Below are 20,080 nucleotides of genomic sequence, written 5' to 3' on the forward strand. Positions count from 1 at the left end.
TAACATATTATTCGACCGAAAAGATAAATGGATACAATGGTTGTTTTCCATTATGCGCTTCTACCTCAATATCTGTATATGTGGCTTCAATGTAATCAACCAGTTCTTGAACCTCTTCTTCTGTTGCTTCTTCACCGTACAAAATGGTTAAAATTTCTGCATCCTCACTTAAAAGCTCATCTAACAGCTTTTTAGCCGCTTGTAGCTTATCCTTTTCTGACACAGCAATTTTTCCGTCAGCAATCCCCATATAATCTCCTTTAGCAATCTCAATACCATCAATCGCTGTATCGCGCACCGCGAACGTTACTTGTCCTGTTCTTACTTGAGATAGCGCTGCCGCCATCGCTTTCTCATTTTGTTCTGGAGACGCGGATGGATTGAACGCTAAAAGCGCCGATAGACCTTGGGGGATTGTTTTAGTTGGAACCACAATGACACGATTGCCCACTACAGAAGCCGCCTGCTCTGCAGCCATAATAATATTTTTATTATTTGGCAACACAAACACCGTTTCAGCATAAACGCTTTCAATAGCAGTGACGATATCCTCCGTGCTCGGATTCATCGTTTGTCCACCTTCAATGACAGCATGCGCTCCGATGCTTTTGAATAAATCGGCAATGCCGTCTCCCATTGAAATCACAATGATTCCGTATGGTTGCTTTTGCCTTGCAGTCTTAGGAACTGCTGATGCTGCTTCATTCACAATATGAGCGTGCTGTTCACGCATATTTTCAATTTTTATATTTAACAGGCTCCCATAACGCTGTCCGTAAGTGAGCACTTCTCCAGGATGTTCGGCATGGATGTGGACTTTTACAAGTTCATCGTCAGCAACAACTAATAACGAATCACCAAACTGGCTTAATTCTTTTCGGAATGTCTCCTCGGAAAATGGAGATTGGCGAAGCTTTTCCTCTTCAAATCGAACCATAAATTCCGTACAATAACCAAACTCAATTTCATCTGTGTGAATGTGGCTTTGTGCGCTTTTATGATGTTCTGTATTGATAAGTTCCTGCATCGAGAGGCTCGCTGCTTTTAATCCCTCGACATTTTCTCCCTTTAAACCGGCCAAAAATCCTTCATACACATAGACAAGACCTTGCCCGCCGCTATCAACGACGCCAACCTCTTTTAAAACTGGAAGAAGATCAGGAGTACGCTGCAGCGATGCTTTTGCTTCTTTCACTGCTTCTTCCATCACTATCACAATGTCCGTCTGTTTTTTTGCTACAGCAACAGCACGTTTAGCCGCGTCTTTTGCCACCGTTAAAATGGTACCTTCAACCGGCTTCATCACCGCTTTATAGGCTGTCGTCACTCCTGCCTCCAGCGCAGCCGCAAATTCCATGCTGTTAATGGTTAAGGCCCCTTCAATGGCCTTTGCAAAACCGCGGAATAGCTGCGATAAAATCACACCCGAGTTTCCGCGCGCGCCCATTAATAACCCTTTGGCAAGAGCGCCTGCCACATTTCCAATATGATCAGAAATGTGATTTTTCACTTCTTTAGCCCCAGATGTCATCGATAGATTCATGTTAGTACCTGTATCGCCATCTGGGACAGGAAAGACGTTCAGCGCATCCACAGACTTCGCATTGTTGGATAAATGCTGCGCTCCTTGTAACACCATGTCCGCAAAACGTCTTCCATCTAACGTCCGGATTGCCACCGATAAATTCCTCCTTACAGTCCTATAAGTTCGTAACGCGAACTCCTTGAATATAAATATTAATTGATTTCACAGCAAGTCCTAGTGTCTTGTCTAACGTGTACTTCACTTTCGTTTGCACATTATGAGCCACTTCTGAAATCTTGATTCCATAGCTGACGATGATGTACATATCAATATGTACTTCTCCATCCTCTTCACGTACAATGACACCTTTTGAAAAATTCTCCTTGCGCAAAATTTCTGAAAGCCCGTCTTTAATTTGATTTTTTGACGCCATTCCGACAATTCCATAGCAATCTACAGCTGCTCCACCCGCGATCGTAGCAATGACATCATTTGAAATTTCAATGCGTCCATACGTTGTTTGCATTTCAATGGACATATCGGTTCCCCCTTCGGAAATGTTCGCATAGCTACAGCCATTTTACTACAACAGCCTTCATTTTAAAAGTCCATCGTCCACTAGTATTATTTAGCCTAAAATCAAAATAGATGTCAAGGAGATTTTCTTGAAAGGCAGTGGATGGACTATTGCAATCTGCTATTTTGTATGATAAATTATAGTAGTATTTTGGGTATACGCAGTCCATGACTGAATTTGTTTGGCAAGTAAGGAGGGAAAAAAATGGCGAAATGCTTTGCAACTGGAAAGAAAAAATCTTTCGGAAACTCTCGTTCACATGCGATGAATGCGAATAAACGTACATGGAAAGCGAATCTACAAAAAGTGCGCATTTTAGTAGACGGCAAGCCAAAGCGTGTATGGGTTTCTGCGCGTGCGCTTAAATCAGGTAAAATCGAACGCGCATAATCCGGCATGCGTCTGGCGTCTTAAAAGAAAAACGGAGTTTTTTCCAAAAAAAAAAGCACCAGTACTGGTGCTTTTTTTATCCTTTTTTAAACGAATTCAACATCGCCCGGACAATTCCGCCAAGAAACTTTGGCAGCTTAATTGTATAAAACTTCATTCCGATCCCTCCCAAACTATCGTGACGAGCTTTGCCTCATTTCCTTATTAAGTATATTCGACTCATGAAAAATAGTACCTAAAAGGCCTCTTCTAAATCTTTGCTTCTTACCATCATTAATATGCCTTCCGAAAAAGAAAAAGTACCAAAAGATTGGATGAGTTCATTACTAATACATAGTGTAGAGCCAAGCTGAATATGACAATTTTCTAACGGATATTTAAAGCCTTTTAAAGTAATGCCTTTTACTTCATAGGAAATCGGAATGAATGAAATATAATGGTGCCTATCTTTTTCAACAGAATAAGTCCCAGGCAAATGAATGGTCACAACATTTTGTTTATCGACGATTTCGATGGGTTGAGCGATATATTTTGCTAAAAGCTGAATATTTCCAAGCAAATGATCAATTCTTCCTCCGGTCGCTCCAAAAATTCGAATCCGATCGGCTTGTTGCTCTGCCACCCAATCTAAAGCAATTTCCATATCTGTTTTATCTTTCTCCGATGGCCATATATCCAAATCTTTCAGCATCGTCTGTATATACTCTAGCTCCTGCTTGCTGATGGAATCAAAATCACCGAATGCCTTAGTAGGACGAATACCTGCTTGCAATAATGTCAATACTCCTCTGTCTACGCCAATCCATTGAATTTCCTGCTGCTTGTATGGCTGAAATGACGGGAGAAATTCTTTAGGACCTCCCCCTACAATATGAATCAACACCTGTTCCTCTTCCTTTCTATACGCTTTTAACAAAAACGGAAGGTATGCAACCTTCCGTTTTATTAGTGGCCTCGAATCGCTTGAATAGCCGCTTTTCGGTCGATTTCACCGTAAATCGCCGATCCAGCGACAAGTACGTTCGCCCCCGCTTCCACGCAAAGCTGAGCAGTCTTGCGATTCACCCCGCCATCCACTTCAATCTCAAGCTGTAATCCCCGTTCTTTTGCCATTTGCGCAACCTGACGAATTTTAGGCAATACAGAAGAAATAAATTTTTGTCCTCCAAACCCTGGATTGACCGTCATGAGCAGTACTAAATCGATATCATCTAAAATAGACTCAATCATTGCTACTGGAGTGTGGGGATTTAAAACCACTCCTGCTTTTACCCCCAATTCTTTAATCATATGAATGGTACGGTGCAAATGCGGACAAGCTTCTACATGCACAGATAAAATGTCAGCTCCCGCCTTTGCAAAAGCCGGAATATAACGATCCGGGTGTTCAATCATCAAATGGACATCCAAAGGCAATGTGGTAATGGGCCGAATCGCCTCCACAATCAGTGGACCAATCGTGATATTTGGCACAAAATGGCCATCCATGACATCAACATGAATATAATCGGCCCCACCTTGCTCAACATCTCGAATGTCGTCTCCGAGCTTTGCGAAATCTGCCGATAAAATGGAAGGCGCAATTTTAATCATCAGTAGTACCTCGTCTTTCTTTCCTTAATTTCCTCCATGAAATGGCGATAGTGATTATAGCGATAGACCGGAATATCTCCTGCTTCCAATGCGCTTTTTACCGCGCATTTTGGTTCTGTCATATGGGTGCAGCCGCGGAATTTGCATTCATGACTGCGTTGGCGAAACTCCGGAAAACAAAGCGGTAACTGTTCCTCTTCAATATCCTGAAACTCTAATGCACTAAAGCCAGGTGTATCCGCCACAAGCCCATCGCCAATTTCGATCAATTCAACATGTCTTGTCGTATGTTTTCCGCGACCTAAATGAAATGAAATATCATTCGTTTTCAGCTGTAAATCTGGACGAAGCGCATTTAAAAGTGATGACTTTCCCACACCAGACTGGCCCGCAAAGACAGAAATCTTTCCTTCTAAATAAGGAAGCAGTTGCTCAAGACCAGCTTTTGTGACGATCGATGTTTCGATGACATCGTACCCGATGCGGCGATAATCGCTGATGTACCCTTGCACAATCGGCTTTGTCTTCTCATTAAGTAAATCCATTTTATTAACGACAATAATCGGACGAATGTCCTTCGCCTCAATGAGCACAAGAAAACGATCCAGAAGCATCGTACTAAAATCTGGCTCCACCGCAGAAAATACAAGAATCGCTTGATCGACGTTAGCAATTGGGGGACGGATCAGTTCGTTTTTTCGTTCACATACTTCCATAATATATCCATCTGTTTTGCTTTCAGCTTGAAAAATGACATAATCACCGACAAGAGGAGTAATCTTTTGCTTACGAAATACCCCTCTTCCTCGACATTGAATGATTTCTCCATCGCTTAACACATAATAAAATCCGCTTAATGCTTTCATAATTTTTCCTTCTGCCATAGCTTCACCCCTTTGGATAAGGAATGGTTCCTTCCTGTTTTACAATATTATTAACAATGACACGATAGTATCCTTGACCATTATAAGGAATAACAAATTCAACCGTTTCTTTAACTGGTGCTGTAAGGCGATATGTTTTATACGGTTTCGTCATGTCATGGTTGGCATCTTGAATATAGAGCTGAGCCTCTACCGTTTGTCCCGGCTCCTCCGCATCATATGGAATTTCAATTTCCTTTACAACTGTCTTGTTCGGTAACGGTTCTTTTCCCTGCGAAATCACAACAGTAACGGTATCACCTTTTTGCAGTTCTGTATTAGCGCCCGGTGTTTGCGAAATCACGATTCCTTGCGGGACTTGATCAGAATATTCATGCTTCACTACAACATTAAGCTGCTGCTCTTGCGCATAATCACGCACGCTTTTTTCTGTATATCCCGTCAAATCTTTTAGCACAATTTTGGGCACCCCTACACTAATGGTAAATTCCACTTCTGTTTCCTCTGGAACGACCTGTTCACCTGGAGAAGGAAATTGTTCAAGAATGGTGCCAACCGGTTTATCGCTATAACGTTCAATGCGCTTCACCGCTAAATAATGTTCATCCTTCAATTGCTGCTCTACTGTCTCAATATCTTCGCCAACGTAATCTCCAAACTCTATTCTCTTTTTCCCGATGCTTTTATAAATCGTGATCTCTGTTCCTTCTTTGACGACTCGTCCTGCTTCTGGCTTTGTCCGAATGACATTTCCTTCGGCAATATCATTGCTTTCCATGTCAATCGTATCTTTAATTTCAAAGCCTAAGGAAGAAAGTTTTTCTACTGCTTCATCATAATTTTTGTTCGTTACATCCGGAACCGTCACATCCTTTGGAAAGAAGAGCGTCGGTCCCCATATGGCGGCACTGACTCCAGCCGCAATTAGGAATAAAAAAAGAGCAATCATCCAGCCAAGCCATTTTCTTTTCCGCTTTTTCTTCGTTTCAGCATCAGGCAGCTGCTTGTCTTCTTCCTTTTTCTCTTTCGCTTCCTCCCGTATAATAGTTTGCTTGGTTAACTCATGATCCTTCACAATAGGAATCGCCTTTGTCGGTTCATCATCAGCCGGAAGCGTAAACTTTTTTTCGTTCACCCGTTCTGGATCAAGGGCTGTGCGAATATCTTCATTCATCTCCTGTACCGATTGATAACGATAAAACGGATCTTTTGCTGTTGCTTTTAAAATAATATTTTCTACACTTTGTGGGATAGAAGGATTCCAAGCTTTTGGCGAAGGAGTTTCTGTCTGCAAATGTTTCAATATAATGGATACTGCTGACTCCCCTGAAAAAGGCAAATGGCCTGTAAGCAATTCAAACATGACAATTCCGAGCGAATAAATATCAGATTTCTCGGTCGCAATCCCTCCTCGTGCCTGTTCCGGAGATAAATAATGAATCGAACCGAGCACGGAATTCGTTTGGGTAATCGTCGTCGAGCTTAATGCAACAGCAATACCGAAATCAGTAATTTTTACGTTTCCTTCTTCGTCAATCAAAATATTTTGCGGCTTAATATCACGATGAATAATGCCATTGGCATGGGCGTGTGAGATCGCTGACGTGAGTTGCTCCATAATATCCAATGCCTTGGCAACGTGCAATGGAGCATGCTGCTGGATATATTGCTTAAGTGTAAAACCGCGCACATATTCCATCACAATGTAATAAATTCCTTCGTCCTCACCCACATCATAAATGCTAACAATATTTTCATGATTTAAACTTGTCGCTGCCTGGGCCTCACGGCGAAATCGTTTAATAAACTGTTCATCATTTGAAAAATCAAAACGCAAAATTTTAATGGCTACTTCGCGCTCCAGAATCATATCTCTCGCGACATAAACATTCGCCATTCCTCCGCCGCCAAGCAAACTTATGATCTTATAGCGCCCATTTAACCGTTTACCAATGAGCATGTGTGATCACCTACTTTCACATTCCGATGAAAATTCAACAATTACTAACGTAATATTGTCCTCTCCACCATGCTCATTCGCTAAATGAACTAGCGCTTGCGCTTTCTCTTCAAGCGATTGTTCCGATGTTAAAATGTCCATCATCGACTGTTCAGACACCTTGTTAGACAAACCGTCTGAGCATAAAAGCAGTCGATCGCGCTCCTCCACTTCAATCGTCTTAATATCTAATTTGACGCTCTTTTCGGTCCCAAGCGCGCGCAATAACACATTTTTGCGCGGATGATGCTCTGCATCCTCTTTAGAAATCTGCCCTGTTTTCACCAATTCATTAACAAGAGAATGATCTTCTGTGATTTGCTGGAATCCATGTTGGTTGAACAAATAACAGCGGCTATCGCCGATATGGCCGATTGTCACAAACTGATCCGTGCAAATCGCACTGACAATCGTAGTCCCCATTCCTTGGCATTCTATATGGCGCAGTGAATGGTCAAACAGCAAGCGGTTGATGCTTGCAATCTGTTCTTTTAACCACCGCTCGGCGATTTCTGGTGATGTAATGTTTTCGGTTTCTTCCCACTGCTTTTTTAAATAGGAAATCGTCATTTCGCTTGCTACATCACCAGCACGATGACCTCCCATTCCATCTGCGACCATCGCTAAGTAGTGGCCATCTTTATTTTTAAAAATACCGCCGCAGTCTTCGTTATGAGGACGAATTTTGCCAACGTCGGTTTGAAAAACGACTTTCATGGTTTCACCTCGTTTCCTCTTTTCGCTCCTTCGCGCGAAGCTGTCCGCATGCGGCATCGATGTCATGTCCTTGTTCGCGGCGAATCGTGACATTAATTCCATGTTGCTTTAGCGTGCGCTCAAAGGCAAAAATTTGCTCGCGTGGTGTTCGCACATAATTTCGTTCTGGCACATAATTGACTGGAATTAAGTTCACATGGCATTTAAGACCTTTGAGCAGCTCTGCCAATTGTTCGGCATGCTCTATTTGATCGTTCACTCCACCAAACAGTCCATATTCGAATGTTACTCTCCTTCCTGTTTTTTCAACGTAATAGCGAACGGCTTCCATTAGTTTAGGAAGCGGATAGGCTTTATTAATCGGCATGAGTTTTGTACGCAATTCGGTCGTTGGTGCATGCAAAGAGATCGCAAAATTAATTTGCGTCCCCTCGTCGGCAAATTGATAGATTTTCGGAATAATGCCGCTTGTTGATACGGTAATGTGGCGTGCGCCGATGTGCAATCCTTTCGCATGATTCACAATGTGTAAAAACTTAATCAATGCATCGTAATTATCAAATGGCTCACCTATTCCCATTACGACAATGCTGCTCACTCGCTCCGCATATTCATCAAGCGCTTTTTGAACTTTTACGACTTGCGCCACAATTTCTCCTGCTTCTAAATGACGCTTTAGACCACCGAGTGTAGAGGCACAAAAGGTACAGCCAATACGGCAGCCTACCTGTGTTGTGACACAAATGGAGTTGCCATAATCATGGCGCATTAATACCGTTTCAATTGAAAAGCCGTCGTGAAGCTCAAATAAAAACTTGATCGTTCCATCCTTTGAGGTTTGCTGAACAAGCGTTTTTAAGGTTGTCATCGTAAAATGGGCTGCGAGCTTTTCCCGCAACACTTTTGGCAGGTTAGTCATATCCTCAAAGGAGGTGACTCGCTTTTGATAAAGCCATTCATAAACTTGCGTCGCGCGAAATGGCTTTTCTCCCTGCTCTACCATCCATTCTCGCAGTTCCTCCAATGTGAAAGAATAGATGGATGGCTGAGACGCATCGGTTGCTCGTTGATGGCTCGTTTGAATTTTTGCTTTTCTCAATGAAGTTACACCTTCTTTCGTAATGATGCGATAAAAAATCCATCTGAATCAAAATAGTGAGGCAGCAAGCGCAATTGCCCATTTGCTACATAGGGACGCACCTTTTCTGGCAATCTTTCCGAAAGCGTATCATCGACGGTAAACTCGGGATGAAGACGCAAAAACTCAGCCACTACCTCCTCATTCTCATCGTGGTCAATCGTACATGTGCTATAAACGATCGTTCCACCTCGTTTTAACAGCGGAGCCACTTCCCTTAAAATAGCCAATTGCAAACGAGCAAGTTCCCGAAGATCCTTCTCATTTTTGGCATATTTAATATCCGGCTTGCGCCGTATCACTCCAAATCCCGAACAAGGGGCATCTACTAAAATTTTATCAAACGATTCACGAGCAAAATACTGCGAAGCTTGCCGGCTGTCTAATACATATGCAGCAATGTTGGGCAGATGAAGACGCTCAGCTTGCTGCTTAATCAATTTTACTTTGTGCTCATGAACATCTAGCGAAATAACTTGTCCCGTCCGTTTCATAAGCTCTGCGATGTGTGTCGACTTTCCTCCTGGAGCCGCACAACTATCCAGCACTCGTTCATGTTCGCTAGGATGGAGCGCTCTGGCCACAAGCATCGAGCTTTCATCCTGAATGGTCATATACCCGTTTCGGAAAGCTTTCGTATCCACCAAGTTTCCTTTTTTCGCTCGAATCGCTTCTTCTGCCAATTCTCCCCGTTCGACTTCCGTTCCTTCTTCTTCCAACATGGCAATCACTTCATCAACGGTCGCCAATACTGTGTTGACTCGCGCTGTTTGTTTTGGTGCGGTTAAATTAGCCATGCATATTTTTTCGGTTTCTTGAAGGCCATATTGTGATGCCCAGCGTTTGACAAGCCAATACGGATGGCTCGTTTTCACGGCTAGTCGTTCAACATCACCTTGAATTTCATCGACAGAAGGAACGCCATCCCGCTGAACGGCACGCAAAACGCCATTGACCATCGACGAAATGCCACGGTGGCCGCGTTTTTTAGCAATTTCAACCGCTTCGAAAATAACGGCGCGATCAGGAATACGATCTAAATATAGCATTTGATAGAGCGATAAGCGAAGCAGCATCCGCACCCATTTTTGCAGCTTATGTGATTTTTTAATAAATGGCTGCAAATAGTAATCGAGCGTATCACGTCTTTGAACCGTTCCATATACAAGTTCTGTCAATAAACCGGTATCTCTTTCTGGCAACCTTGTGGAACGGATCGTTTGATTGAGCAATAGGTTGCTATAGGCTTCCTTTTCATCAATAGCTAAAAGTACATCTAAGGCAACTTCTCTTACATTTTTATGTTTCATTTTCATCTCCTAGCTTCGTTCCGATTGCTATCGCTGCCCCGGCGCCGCGCAAAAATTGTTCAGCGCTCATCCGCTTTTTCCCAGCCGGCTGCAATTCGGTAATTTTAATGGCGACATCATTGCCAGTGGCTACGACAATGCCGTCGTTCACCACTTCCATAATCGTCCCTGGCTGTGTTTGTGAAGAAGCGCGAATTTTTTCTGAACGCCAGATTTTCCAAACTTGCCCTTGATACATGGTATAAGCCACGGGCCAAGGATTTAAACCGCGGATATGATTATAAATTTCTTCTCCTGTACGGGTCCAGTCAATTTTTTCTTGTTCACGCTTAATATTATAAGCAAATGTCGCCTTTTCTTCATCCTGGCGGATTGGTGTAATTTTTCCTTGAAGTAAAAGCGGAATAGTATCGGATAGCAGCTTGGCTCCGGCCATACTTAATTTGTCGTGGAGGGTGCCAACGGTATCGTCTTCCGTAATCGGGACTTCTACCTGTGTTAAAATATCGCCTGCATCAAGCTTTTCTGCCATGTACATAATGGTTATTCCCGTCTTTGTTTTTCCCTGTAAAATCGCATAATGAATTGGCGCACCTCCGCGCAATTCCGGCAACAAAGACGCATGAACGTTGATGCAGCCATATGGAGGCGCCTCCAGCAGCTCCTTCGGCAAAATCTGACCAAAGGCTGCAGTGACAATTAAATCCGGCTTAAATGCTAGCACCCTTTCATATTGTTCCTTCTCACGAATTTTGGTCGGTTGCCAAATTGGAATCCCATGCTTTTCTGCTTCAACTTTGACTGGCGGCGGCGTCAGCTCCCTTTTCCGTCCCTTTGGTTTGTCCGGCTGTGTAACAACCCCAACAACATCGTATCCATCATGGATTAACTGCCGCAATACTGGAACAGAAAAATCCGGAGTTCCCATAAAAACGATTCTTACCATATGATCCATCATCTACCCTTCTAATTCTTCCTCTTCATAATAACGAATGACCTTGGACGTAAATAAAACACCGTTTAAATGGTCAATCTCATGCTGTAAAGCGCGGGCTAAAAAACCGGTCGCTTCAAGCGTATATGCGCGCCCGCGGCGATCTTGCGCCCGAACTTTCACGTAATCCGCTCGTTTCACTTCTCCGAATAGCCCAGGAAAGCTTAAGCAGCCCTCAGGTCCGATTTGCTCGCCTCTCTGCTCAAGAATCACAGGATTTATGAGCTCAATTCTTCCATGCTCATCTCCGACATCTACAACGGCGATTTGCTGGGCGATGCCTACCTGCGGAGCCGCTAATCCGACACCGTCTGCTTCCAGCATCGTTTCATACATATCATTCAGTAATTTTACAAGTTTGCGGTCAAACTCTATGACTTTTTCACAAACGGTTTCTAACACTTCTGCTGGATATGTGACAATATTTAACTTAGCCAATGCAATTTCCTCCATTTTACATCATCATATACGGGTTTGTGTCGATCGTAATCAACAGTTCTCCTTGTGACATTTCCTGCTGATAGCGGTCGACCACATTCTTTAGTATTTTAGTAAAATTAGCCTCTCGCTTGTATTTTATCATGCATTGATAGCGATATCTATCATGGAGACGAGCAATAGGGGAAGCAACCGGGCCAAGAATGATGGCCTCTTTCGATAACTGCGCACGTAAATAACCCGCAATTTTCTCTGTAACCGAAACCGCTTTTATTAATTCGGGATGAGAAACGGTAATAAGCGTTAAATAATAAAACGGCGGATAACCGTGAAACCTGCGGAGTGCCATTTCTTTCTGATAAAAAGCTTCATAATCGTGACGAGCAGCTAGTTCAATGCTATAATGCTCCGGCGTATACGTTTGAATGACGACCTCTCCCGGCAATTCGTGCCGCCCTGCTCGCCCGCTGACCTGCGTCAGCAACTGAAATGTTTTTTCGCAAGCTCGAAAATCTGGAAGGTGGAGCATCGTATCAGCACTCAACACTCCCACAAGCGTCACCTTTGGAAAATCGAGCCCTTTAGCAATCATTTGTGTTCCAAGCAAAATATCTGCCTTTCCTGCGCCAAACTCCGACAATATCCGCTCATGAGCCCCTTTGCGGCTCGTCGTATCAACATCCATGCGAATGACTCGGGCTTGTGGAAGCAGTTTAGTCAGTTCTTCCTCCACTTTTTGCGTGCCTGTGCCAAAGAAACGGATATGCTCGCTGCCGCATGACGGACAGCTGTAAGCAAGCGGTTCCTCATGCCCACAATAATGGCATTTCAATCGCTGCTGCACACGATGATAAGTAAGCGAAATATCACAGTGCGCACAGCGGATGACATGACCGCAGTCCCGACACATCACAAAGGTTGAGTATCCGCGACGATTTAAAAACAACACAGATTGCTCACCTTTATCAAGACGTTCTCGCAATTTTTCAAATAACGTCCGCGAAAACATCGAGCGGTTTCCACTCCGCAACTCCTCACGCATATCAATGATGGACACAGCAGGCAGACCATTTTCGCTCATTCTTTTGGTTAAAGTAAGAAGCTGATAAACTCCTTTTTTGGCGCGAGCAAATGATTCAAGAGACGGAGTAGCGCTGCCCAGCACAACGGGACATTGATGAAAGCGCGCCCGGTAAATAGCCACATCACGTGCATGATAGCGCGGTGTTTCTTCCTGTTTATAACTCGATTCATGTTCCTCGTCAATGATAATCATACCTAAATTTTCAAATGGGGCAAAAATAGCAGAACGCGCTCCAACCACAAGCTTGACTTCTTTGCGATGAATTTTGCGCCATTCATCATACTTTTCACCAATCGATAATCCGCTATGAAGCACGGCCACCTGCGAGCCAAATCTCCCTTTAAATCGCTCAACCATTTGTGGCGTGAGCGAAATTTCTGGAACGAGTACAATGGCTTCCTTCCCTTGCTTTAATACGGCCTCAATCGCTTGCATGTATACTTCTGTTTTTCCGCTCCCTGTCACACCATAAAGCAAAAAGACTTGATGCTCATTCTCCTTGATGCTGTTAACGATCGGCTCGAGCGCTTGCTGCTGCTCCTCCGTTAACATAAGCGGTTGAGTGGCTGCAAAATGGTGCTGTCCATAGGGATCGCGATAAGCTTCAACCTCATATTCGCAAATGATTCCTTTTTGAATTAATGTTTTTACTGAGGCGTGCGAGGCACCGCTTCGCTCGAGCACCTCCTTTAATGGCAAGTGCTCATTGAAAAGCAGCAGCTCTAACAATTGCTTTTGCTTAACAGCATTGGCCGGAAGTGATTCAATCGCCTTCTTTCGCTGCTCTTCTGGCACGGAAAAAGCAACGTATTTGATCGTTTTCTTCGCTGCTTTGTCCTTAAGATGATAAATAACCTCCAAATAGCCGTTTTGAACGTCCTTTTGTAAGCGAGATAACACATTGGTATTCTCAAGCTCTTTCCACGAAACCGCAGAGCGGTTAGAAAAGAAAGGCTGGACATTTGGATGCAAACGATCGCGATATTTTTCATCTACAAGGCGTATCTCTTTTTCATACTTCGCTTTCATCGCAGCCGGAAGCATCGCTTGGTAAGCGGAAATAGCAAAGCAGAGCGTCGTTTCGGTTAAGTATTGGCCCAAACGCAACAGTTCTTCATTCAATACGGGAGCCACATCTAAAATGGCTTCAATCGCTTTTAATGACTTGACATCAGAATAAGTCTTAATATCTACTACAAATCCTTGTAGCCGTCGCGTTCCAAACGGAACAACGACTCGCATGCCAATTTGCAGGACATCCTCCCATTTCTCCGGTATTTTATAGTCAAACGGCCGGTCTGTTTGCCGTGAAGGCACATCAACGATAACTGCTGCAATTTTCATCCAATCGCCTCGGCAATCTCTTTTAAAATTTCTTCAGCTACTTTCTTTTTCGTTAGCAACGGAAGCTTCGTAATGGATCCATCCCGTTTAAAAATTGTGACAATATTCGTGTCGCTGGCGAATCCCGCTCCCTTTTGGGCAACATTGTTAGCGACAATCATATCCAAATTTTTCCTTTGCAGTTTTTGAAGAGCGTACTCTTCCACTTGCTCTGTTTCCGCAGCAAATCCGACTAAAAACTGCTCTGTCTTTTGCTCTCCAAGCGCTTTTAAAATATCAATCGTTCTTTCCAGTTCAACCACAAGATCCCCAGGCTTTTTTTTCATTTTTTCGTTAAATACATATTTGGGGCGGTAGTCGGCGACAGCAGCTGATTTAATAACAATATGAGCAGAAGAAAATCTTTTGATCACTTCTTCGTACATTTCTTGCGCAGACTCAATTCGGATTGTTTCTACATTGCGAGGTGATGGCAGATTGGTAGGCCCGGAAATGAGCGTCACCTCTGCCCCTAGCTCTGCCGCTGTTTCCGCAATGGCATATCCCATTTTCCCTGTCGACCGATTGCTGAAAAATCGGACAGGATCTATTTTTTCACGCGTCGGCCCTGCCGTCACAAGCACTTTCTTGCCCTTCAATAATAGAGATGAAGGAGAGGAAGAAAAATATTGTTCAATCAATGTGACAATATTTTCTGGTTCTTCTAGTCTTCCTTTTCCAACGTAACCGCAAGCCAAATGGCCTTCGGATGGTTCGATAAACTGGTAGCCAAAACGGGCAAGCCTTTCCATATTCTCACAGACAGTCGGATGTTCATACATATGGACATTCATAGCAGGGGCAAGCCACACAGGCGCCCTTGTGGCCAAAAGCGTCGTCGTGATCATATTATCCGCTATTCCATTCGCTAGCTTCCCAATGGTATTGGCTGTCGCCGGAGCTACTAATACAAGATCAGCCCAATCTGCTAAATCGATATGCGCTATTACTTCAGCGTGTTTCTCTTCAAATGTATCGACATAAACATCATGGCGTGACAATGCTTGAAAGGTTAACGGCGTTACAAATTTGCACGCTGCCTCGCTCATCATCACTTTCACATTGGCTCCACGCTGTGTTAATCGGCTCGTTAATGTGGCTGCCTTATACACAGCAATTCCACCCGTCACACATAATAAAATATTTTTTTGTTCAATCATTTTTTGGAGCTCCCCTCTCACTTTTGTAAAAAAATAACAACCTAAAACCTAGGTTGTTATTTTTACTCTTCTTTTACAAGTTCAATATGGCCTGCCGCAATTTCTTCTAACGCTTTTCCAACGAATTTTTTTGATACAGGCCTTTCAATTGTAAGATCGTCTTTTTCCTGCAGTTGGCGCGCCCGTTTTGCAGCAACGCTCACAAGCGTGTATTTGGAATCAAGTTTTTCCATTAAAAGATCAATGGAAGGATAAAGCATCGTTTATTCAACCTCCAACATTTTTTTATACCGTTGTGCCACGCGCTCGCGCTTGCAATGTTCAGCTGTGACAATGGCTTTAATGCGCTCGCACGCTAATTCGACCCGGTCATTTTCTACGACATAGTCATAGGCATCCATCATTTCTAATTCTTCTCTTGCCGCTTTCATGCGGTCGTTAATCAGCTCTTCTGTTTCAGTTCCTCTAGTAACAATTCGATTTTTTAGCTCATTTAAGCTTGGCGGGGCAAGAAAAATAAACAATCCTTCCGGAAATGCCTTGCGTACTTGCAGCGCTCCCTGCACCTCGATTTCAAGAAAGACATCCTTGCCTTCCTGCAGCGTCTTCTCAACGTAATCAATCGGCGTACCATAATAGTTGCCGACATATTCAGCCCACTCAAGCAGCTTATGGTCGCGAATCATTTGCTCGAACTCTTCGCGTGTTGTAAAAAAGTAGTCAATCCCGTCTACTTCTCCCTCACGCGGCTTTCGCGTCGTCACTGAAATCGAATAATGCAAATTAATATCGGCTTGCGAGAATAACGCCTTGCGCACCGTCCCTTTTCCAACGCCGGATGGTCCTGATAATACGATTAATAACCCTCTTTCGCTCATAAAAATATAGAAACCTACCCTTCCTCTGATAAATCTTCACGCTCATATAATCGATGTGCCACGGTTTCTGGCTGCACCGATGATAAAACAACATGATCGCTATCCATGATAATGACCGCTCGGGTTCTTCTGCCATGAGTGGCATCCACAAGTTTGCCGCACTCTCTCGCATCTTGAACAATCCGCTTAATCGGAGCGGAATCGGGATTAACAATCGATATGATTCGAGAGGCTGAAACCATATTTCCGTAGCCGATATTGACAAGTTTAACTCCCACCGAACTCCACCTACCATAAAAATTATTGTTGCCGCAACCTAGCCATTATAAACGATTACTCTATATTTTGTACCTGCTCTTTTACTTTTTCAAGTGCGCTCTTCATTTCAACAACTTGTACAGCAATGCGGCTATCATTAGCTTTTGAACCAATCGTATTTACTTCACGATTGAGCTCTTGAATTAAAAAATCCAGCTTTCGCCCGATCGGTTCTTGATGATGCAATGTTTGGACAAACTGCTCAATATGGCTACGAATTCGTTTGAGCTCTTCATTAATATCCGTTTTTTCCGCGAAAATGGCGACTTCCGTTAAAAGGCGAGCCTCATCTACGTCTCCCTGCACCAATTCCTTCATGCGTTTCGTCAATCGCTCCCGATATTGCTCAATAGCTTCAGGAGCAAGATGCTGCACATTTTGTACACATTGTTTAAGCGTCGCCAATTGCTCCTGTACATCGGAAAGCAATGCCTTCCCCTCTTTTTCACGCATCGTTTTCAGCTGCTGAGCCGCTTCATTGACAGCCGATATGAGCAGGTGTTCAATTTCTTCATTGCCTGCTCCTTCTTCAATGATCTCAGCTACTCCTTCAAGCTGGAATAAATGCGATAAAGTAATAGAATCATGAAGTGAGAAACGATGATTTGCTTCTTTTAGCTGTTCGTAATAATCGCTCATCAGCTGCCAATCGACTTGGAGCTTGCGATTTGTCCATCCTTCTCCTTCAATGGCGATAAAAACTTCTACTCTTCCTCTGTGTACATACTGCGAAATCACTTTTTTTATTTTATCTTCAAAGATAAATAGTTGTCTAGGCATGCGAACAGAAATTTCACAAAAGCGATGATTCACAGATTTTACTTCGACTGTTACTCCCATTGAACCATTTGTTGTTTTGCTTCTTCCAAAGCCTGTCATGCTGTATACCATACTATCACACCCATTATGTTAACATACAAAAAGAAAAGGCCATAGAGAAACTTCTCTATCACCTTGCATATTATAACATATTTGTTCGTGATTTTCTTGTTAAAAACGACCCAGCAAACAAAAATGTCGGCAGCGCCGCGAGCCCAACGATTAAAATCCAATCAAGCAGCTCAACTGAAACCGTATGGAACACACGTTGCAGCGGAGGATAATAAATCACCACAAGCACCAGCAATAGGGAGAGCAATACAGCCCAAACCAGATACATATTTCCGAGAGGATTGCGGTCAAAAATGGATCGTTCACAACGGCAATCAAACACGTGAATAAGTTGAGCCATCACCAATGTCGCAAACGCCACTGTTTGCGCATACGCCAAATTATTCCCACTTCGTTCATAAACCGTCATAAATGCGGCTAGTGTTACAATCCCAATAATCACCCCGCGGCTAACGATTTTCCAGCCAAGCCCTCTAGAAAACACTCCTTCTTTTGGATGCCTTGGTCTCCGTCTCATGACATTTTCTTCAGCACGATCCAGCCCTAAGGCCATAGCTGGCAGCCCATCTGTCACTAAATTTACCCATAAAATTTGAATCGGTACAAGCGGAAGTGGCAGTGCTAACAGCATGGCAAACAGCATCACTAAAATTTCGCCAACATTTGATGCAAGCAAGTAGCGAATGAATTTGCGAATGTTCTCGTAAATGTTTCTTCCCTCATGAATGGCCGATTGAATGGTCGCGAAGTTGTCATCTAATAATACAAGAGATGCCGCTTCCTTCGCTACATCCGTACCGGATTTCCCCATCGCTACCCCGATATCTGCTGCCTTAATCGCAGGAGCGTCATTCACTCCATCTCCGGTCATAGCAACCACATGTCCTCTTCTCTGTAAAGCTTTCACGATTTTTAGTTTATGCTCCGGCGACACGCGCGCAAACACATAAATGTCATCGACGACTTCTTCAAGCTCATCAACCGAAAGCCGGGATAATGTTGGACCATCCATGATCTTTCCTTTTGGTGGCAAAATACCGAGCTGTTTCGCAATCGCTTTTGCTGTCAACAAATGATCTCCCGTAATCATCACCGTTTTAATGCCCGCCTCTTTACACTGCTGTACGGCTTTCTTTACTTCCGGACGCGGTGGATCAATCATTCCTTGAATCCCCATCAACGTCAAGCCTTTTTCTGCTTCTTTTTCCGATGGAATCTGTTCCTTTGCAGTTAGCGGACGGTAGGCTACAGCAATCGTACGCAACGCCTTACCGGCCATTGCATGGATGACATGATGCACCGTTTTTCGCCAGTCCGCTGTCATCGGTTGTGTGCGTCCGTTCCACCATATATGTCCGCTAATTTCAAGAAGTACATCGGGAGCCCCTTTCGTAATAATCCATCTTCTCCCTGATTTATCTTTCACAATGACTGTCATCATTTTTCGTTCCGAATCGAACGGAAATTCCTGCTCAACCGTAAACTCTGATTCTAGCTGTGCTTTTGTTAATCCTGCCTTTGCCGCTGCCACAAGCAGCGCGCCCTCCGTCGGATCCCCGTCGATATACCGTCGATGTTCCTTTTCCTTAATTTGCGAGCTATTGCAAAGGACGCTAAATGTCAGCAACTGCTGCAGTACCGCTTCTTTTTTGATATTGATAGGCCGTTCATTTTCATAAAATTCTCCTTTCAGTTCAAGCCCCGTTCCGCTGACTGTCCACATCCTTCCGCTCGCCCATATGTTTGTTACTGTCATCATGTTTTCCGTCATTGTTCCTGTTTTATCAGAGCAAATGACAGATGCACAACCTAACGTTTCTACAGCAGGGAGCTTCCGAACGATCGCGTTTTTCTTAATCATCCGCTGTACACCAAGCGCCAAGGCAATGGTCACAATAGCAGGAAGCCCTTCCGGAATAGCGGCAACCGCCAGTGACACTCCCGCTAAAAACATTTCATACAGTTCATGACCTTGAATAACGCCGACAACGACAACTAAAACGGTAAGCAGCAGAGCAACAATAATCAAAATCTTACCGAGCTGCTCTAATTTTCGCTGCAATGGAGTCGTGACCGTCTCCGCCTCTTGTAGCAGGTTCGCAATTTGCCCCATCGCGGTTTTCATTCCTGTGGCAATCACAACTCCCACTCCACTTCCTCGCGTTACAAGAGTACCCATGAAAGCCATATTATGCAAATCACCAATTGCAGTGTTTTCATTTGCAAGCGGTGTTGCCAATTTTGCAGTCGGCACCGACTCCCCTGTCAATGCCGATTCTTCAATTTCTAAGCCCTTTGCATCAATTAACCTTACATCGGCACCGATACGATCACCACTGGTAAATTTAATGACATCGCCAACAACAAGCTCTTGAGAATGGATTTTCATCCATTCTCCGTCGCGTAATACGGTCGCTTGCGGAGCAGATAGCTGCTTGAGAGCTTCCAATGATTTTTCAGCGCGTCGTTCTTGAAAAAAGCCCAAAAAGGCATTCATAATCACAATTACAATAATCGCGATCGCATCAACATACTCTCCGAGAAAACCGGAAATAATCGTGGCTGCAAGTAGAACAAGAACCATAAAATCGCGAAATTGATTCAAAAATACAATGAGAGCCGATTGCTTTTTAGCCTCTTTTAGTTCATTATAGCCAAACCGCTTAAGCCGTTTTGTTGCTTCTTCCGTTGTTAAACCTTTAGCAAGATCAGTATGTGCCTCCTTTGCTACATCATTTGGCGCGAGCGTATGCCATTGCATCCTTACTCCTCCTCCCTTGTCGCTTTTCTATGAAAGCTTA

General features: G+C 43.7%; 20 protein-coding genes. 1 reads left to right on the forward strand and 19 read right to left on the reverse strand.

Annotated features, from left to right (window positions below; all coding sequences use genetic code 11):
- Window positions 1-7: 7 nt before the first annotated feature.
- Both fakA and GGQ95_RS02275 read right to left on the reverse strand, forming a co-directional pair.
- On the reverse strand, window positions 8-1,678 hold the full coding sequence (gene fakA / locus GGQ95_RS02270) for a DAK2 domain-containing protein (protein ID WP_066147207.1): 1,671 nt from the start codon (window positions 1,676-1,678) through the stop codon (window positions 8-10).
- A gap of 22 nt (window positions 1,679-1,700) precedes the next feature.
- Window positions 1,701-2,063 (reverse strand): Asp23/Gls24 family envelope stress response protein, encoded by a 363-nt coding sequence (locus tag GGQ95_RS02275; RefSeq protein WP_044746182.1) that lies wholly within the window; start codon window positions 2,061-2,063, stop codon window positions 1,701-1,703.
- A gap of 243 nt (window positions 2,064-2,306) precedes the next feature.
- On the opposite strand from GGQ95_RS02275, the gene rpmB reads away from it, so the two are divergent.
- On the forward strand, window positions 2,307-2,492 hold the full coding sequence (rpmB, locus tag GGQ95_RS02280; protein WP_044746183.1) for a 50S ribosomal protein L28: 186 nt from the start codon (window positions 2,307-2,309) through the stop codon (window positions 2,490-2,492).
- Between the two features lie 76 nt (window positions 2,493-2,568).
- Here rpmB and spoVM read toward each other — a convergent pair whose 3' ends face one another.
- The 17 genes from spoVM to GGQ95_RS02365 all read right to left on the reverse strand — a co-directional run bounded on the left by spoVM (window position 2,569) and on the right by GGQ95_RS02365 (window position 20,040).
- Window positions 2,569-2,649: a stage V sporulation protein SpoVM gene (gene spoVM, locus GGQ95_RS02285; RefSeq protein ID WP_003394991.1), complete on the reverse strand. Its 81-nt coding sequence runs from the start codon at window positions 2,647-2,649 to the stop codon at window positions 2,569-2,571.
- Between the two features lie 78 nt (window positions 2,650-2,727).
- Window positions 2,728-3,375: a thiamine diphosphokinase gene (locus GGQ95_RS02290; RefSeq protein WP_183186282.1), complete on the reverse strand. Its 648-nt coding sequence runs from the start codon at window positions 3,373-3,375 to the stop codon at window positions 2,728-2,730.
- A 62-nt stretch (window positions 3,376-3,437) separates the two neighbouring features.
- Window positions 3,438-4,085 carry a ribulose-phosphate 3-epimerase gene (gene rpe / locus GGQ95_RS02295; RefSeq protein WP_044746185.1) on the reverse strand — a complete coding sequence of 216 codons (648 nt, stop codon included), beginning with the start codon at window positions 4,083-4,085 and terminating at the stop codon, window positions 3,438-3,440.
- Window positions 4,085-4,969 carry a ribosome small subunit-dependent GTPase A gene (rsgA, locus tag GGQ95_RS02300; RefSeq protein ID WP_044746186.1) on the reverse strand — a complete coding sequence of 295 codons (885 nt, stop codon included), beginning with the start codon at window positions 4,967-4,969 and terminating at the stop codon, window positions 4,085-4,087. The genes rpe and rsgA overlap by 1 nt, the downstream gene beginning before the upstream one ends.
- A 4-nt stretch (window positions 4,970-4,973) precedes the next feature.
- Entirely contained in the window at window positions 4,974-6,929 is a 1,956-nt protein-coding gene (gene pknB, locus GGQ95_RS02305) for a Stk1 family PASTA domain-containing Ser/Thr kinase (protein ID WP_066147203.1), read from the reverse strand.
- Between the two features lie 6 nt (window positions 6,930-6,935).
- Window positions 6,936-7,685, reverse strand: a complete 750-nt coding sequence (locus GGQ95_RS02310; RefSeq protein ID WP_066147201.1) for a Stp1/IreP family PP2C-type Ser/Thr phosphatase — start codon at window positions 7,683-7,685, stop codon at window positions 6,936-6,938.
- A gap of 4 nt (window positions 7,686-7,689) precedes the next feature.
- Complete coding sequence (rlmN, locus tag GGQ95_RS02315; RefSeq protein WP_066147200.1) at window positions 7,690-8,784, reverse strand: dual-specificity RNA methyltransferase RlmN; 1,095 nt, start codon at window positions 8,782-8,784, stop codon at window positions 7,690-7,692.
- Window positions 8,785-8,789: 5 nt separating this feature from the next.
- Window positions 8,790-10,133, reverse strand: a complete 1,344-nt coding sequence (gene rsmB / locus GGQ95_RS02320; protein WP_066147198.1) for a 16S rRNA (cytosine(967)-C(5))-methyltransferase RsmB — start codon at window positions 10,131-10,133, stop codon at window positions 8,790-8,792.
- Window positions 10,123-11,079: a methionyl-tRNA formyltransferase gene (gene fmt / locus GGQ95_RS02325; protein ID WP_066147716.1), complete on the reverse strand. Its 957-nt coding sequence runs from the start codon at window positions 11,077-11,079 to the stop codon at window positions 10,123-10,125. Before fmt ends, rsmB begins: the two co-directional genes overlap by 11 nt.
- A gap of 12 nt (window positions 11,080-11,091) precedes the next feature.
- Entirely contained in the window at window positions 11,092-11,565 is a 474-nt protein-coding gene (def, locus tag GGQ95_RS02330) for a peptide deformylase (RefSeq protein WP_044746203.1), read from the reverse strand.
- Between the two features lie 16 nt (window positions 11,566-11,581).
- A complete protein-coding gene (gene priA / locus GGQ95_RS02335) occupies window positions 11,582-13,993 on the reverse strand; it encodes a primosomal protein N' (protein WP_066147196.1) in 2,412 nt (803 codons plus the stop codon).
- Window positions 13,990-15,192: a bifunctional phosphopantothenoylcysteine decarboxylase/phosphopantothenate--cysteine ligase CoaBC gene (gene coaBC, locus GGQ95_RS02340; RefSeq protein WP_183186283.1), complete on the reverse strand. Its 1,203-nt coding sequence runs from the start codon at window positions 15,190-15,192 to the stop codon at window positions 13,990-13,992. Before coaBC ends, priA begins: the two co-directional genes overlap by 4 nt.
- Before the next feature lie 62 nt (window positions 15,193-15,254).
- Complete coding sequence (gene rpoZ, locus GGQ95_RS02345) at window positions 15,255-15,452, reverse strand: DNA-directed RNA polymerase subunit omega (protein ID WP_066147192.1); 198 nt, start codon at window positions 15,450-15,452, stop codon at window positions 15,255-15,257.
- Window positions 15,453-15,455: 3 nt separating this feature from the next.
- Window positions 15,456-16,070 (reverse strand): guanylate kinase, encoded by a 615-nt coding sequence (gmk, locus tag GGQ95_RS02350; RefSeq protein WP_080860881.1) that lies wholly within the window; start codon window positions 16,068-16,070, stop codon window positions 15,456-15,458.
- Window positions 16,071-16,084: 14 nt separating this feature from the next.
- Window positions 16,085-16,348 (reverse strand): extracellular matrix/biofilm regulator RemA, encoded by a 264-nt coding sequence (gene remA / locus GGQ95_RS02355; RefSeq protein WP_044746195.1) that lies wholly within the window; start codon window positions 16,346-16,348, stop codon window positions 16,085-16,087.
- Window positions 16,349-16,403: 55 nt separating this feature from the next.
- A complete protein-coding gene (locus GGQ95_RS02360) occupies window positions 16,404-17,279 on the reverse strand; it encodes a YicC/YloC family endoribonuclease (RefSeq protein ID WP_066147189.1) in 876 nt (291 codons plus the stop codon).
- Window positions 17,280-17,349: 70 nt separating this feature from the next.
- The gene (locus tag GGQ95_RS02365) at window positions 17,350-20,040 is read right to left on the reverse strand and encodes a calcium-translocating P-type ATPase, SERCA-type (RefSeq protein ID WP_183186284.1); all 2,691 of its coding nucleotides are present in this window, start codon (window positions 20,038-20,040) and stop codon (window positions 17,350-17,352) included.
- Window positions 20,041-20,080: the final 40 nt, after the last annotated feature.

Source organism: Anoxybacteroides rupiense (assembly GCF_014196195.1).
GTDB lineage: Bacteria > Bacillota > Bacilli > Bacillales > Anoxybacillaceae > Anoxybacteroides > Anoxybacteroides rupiense.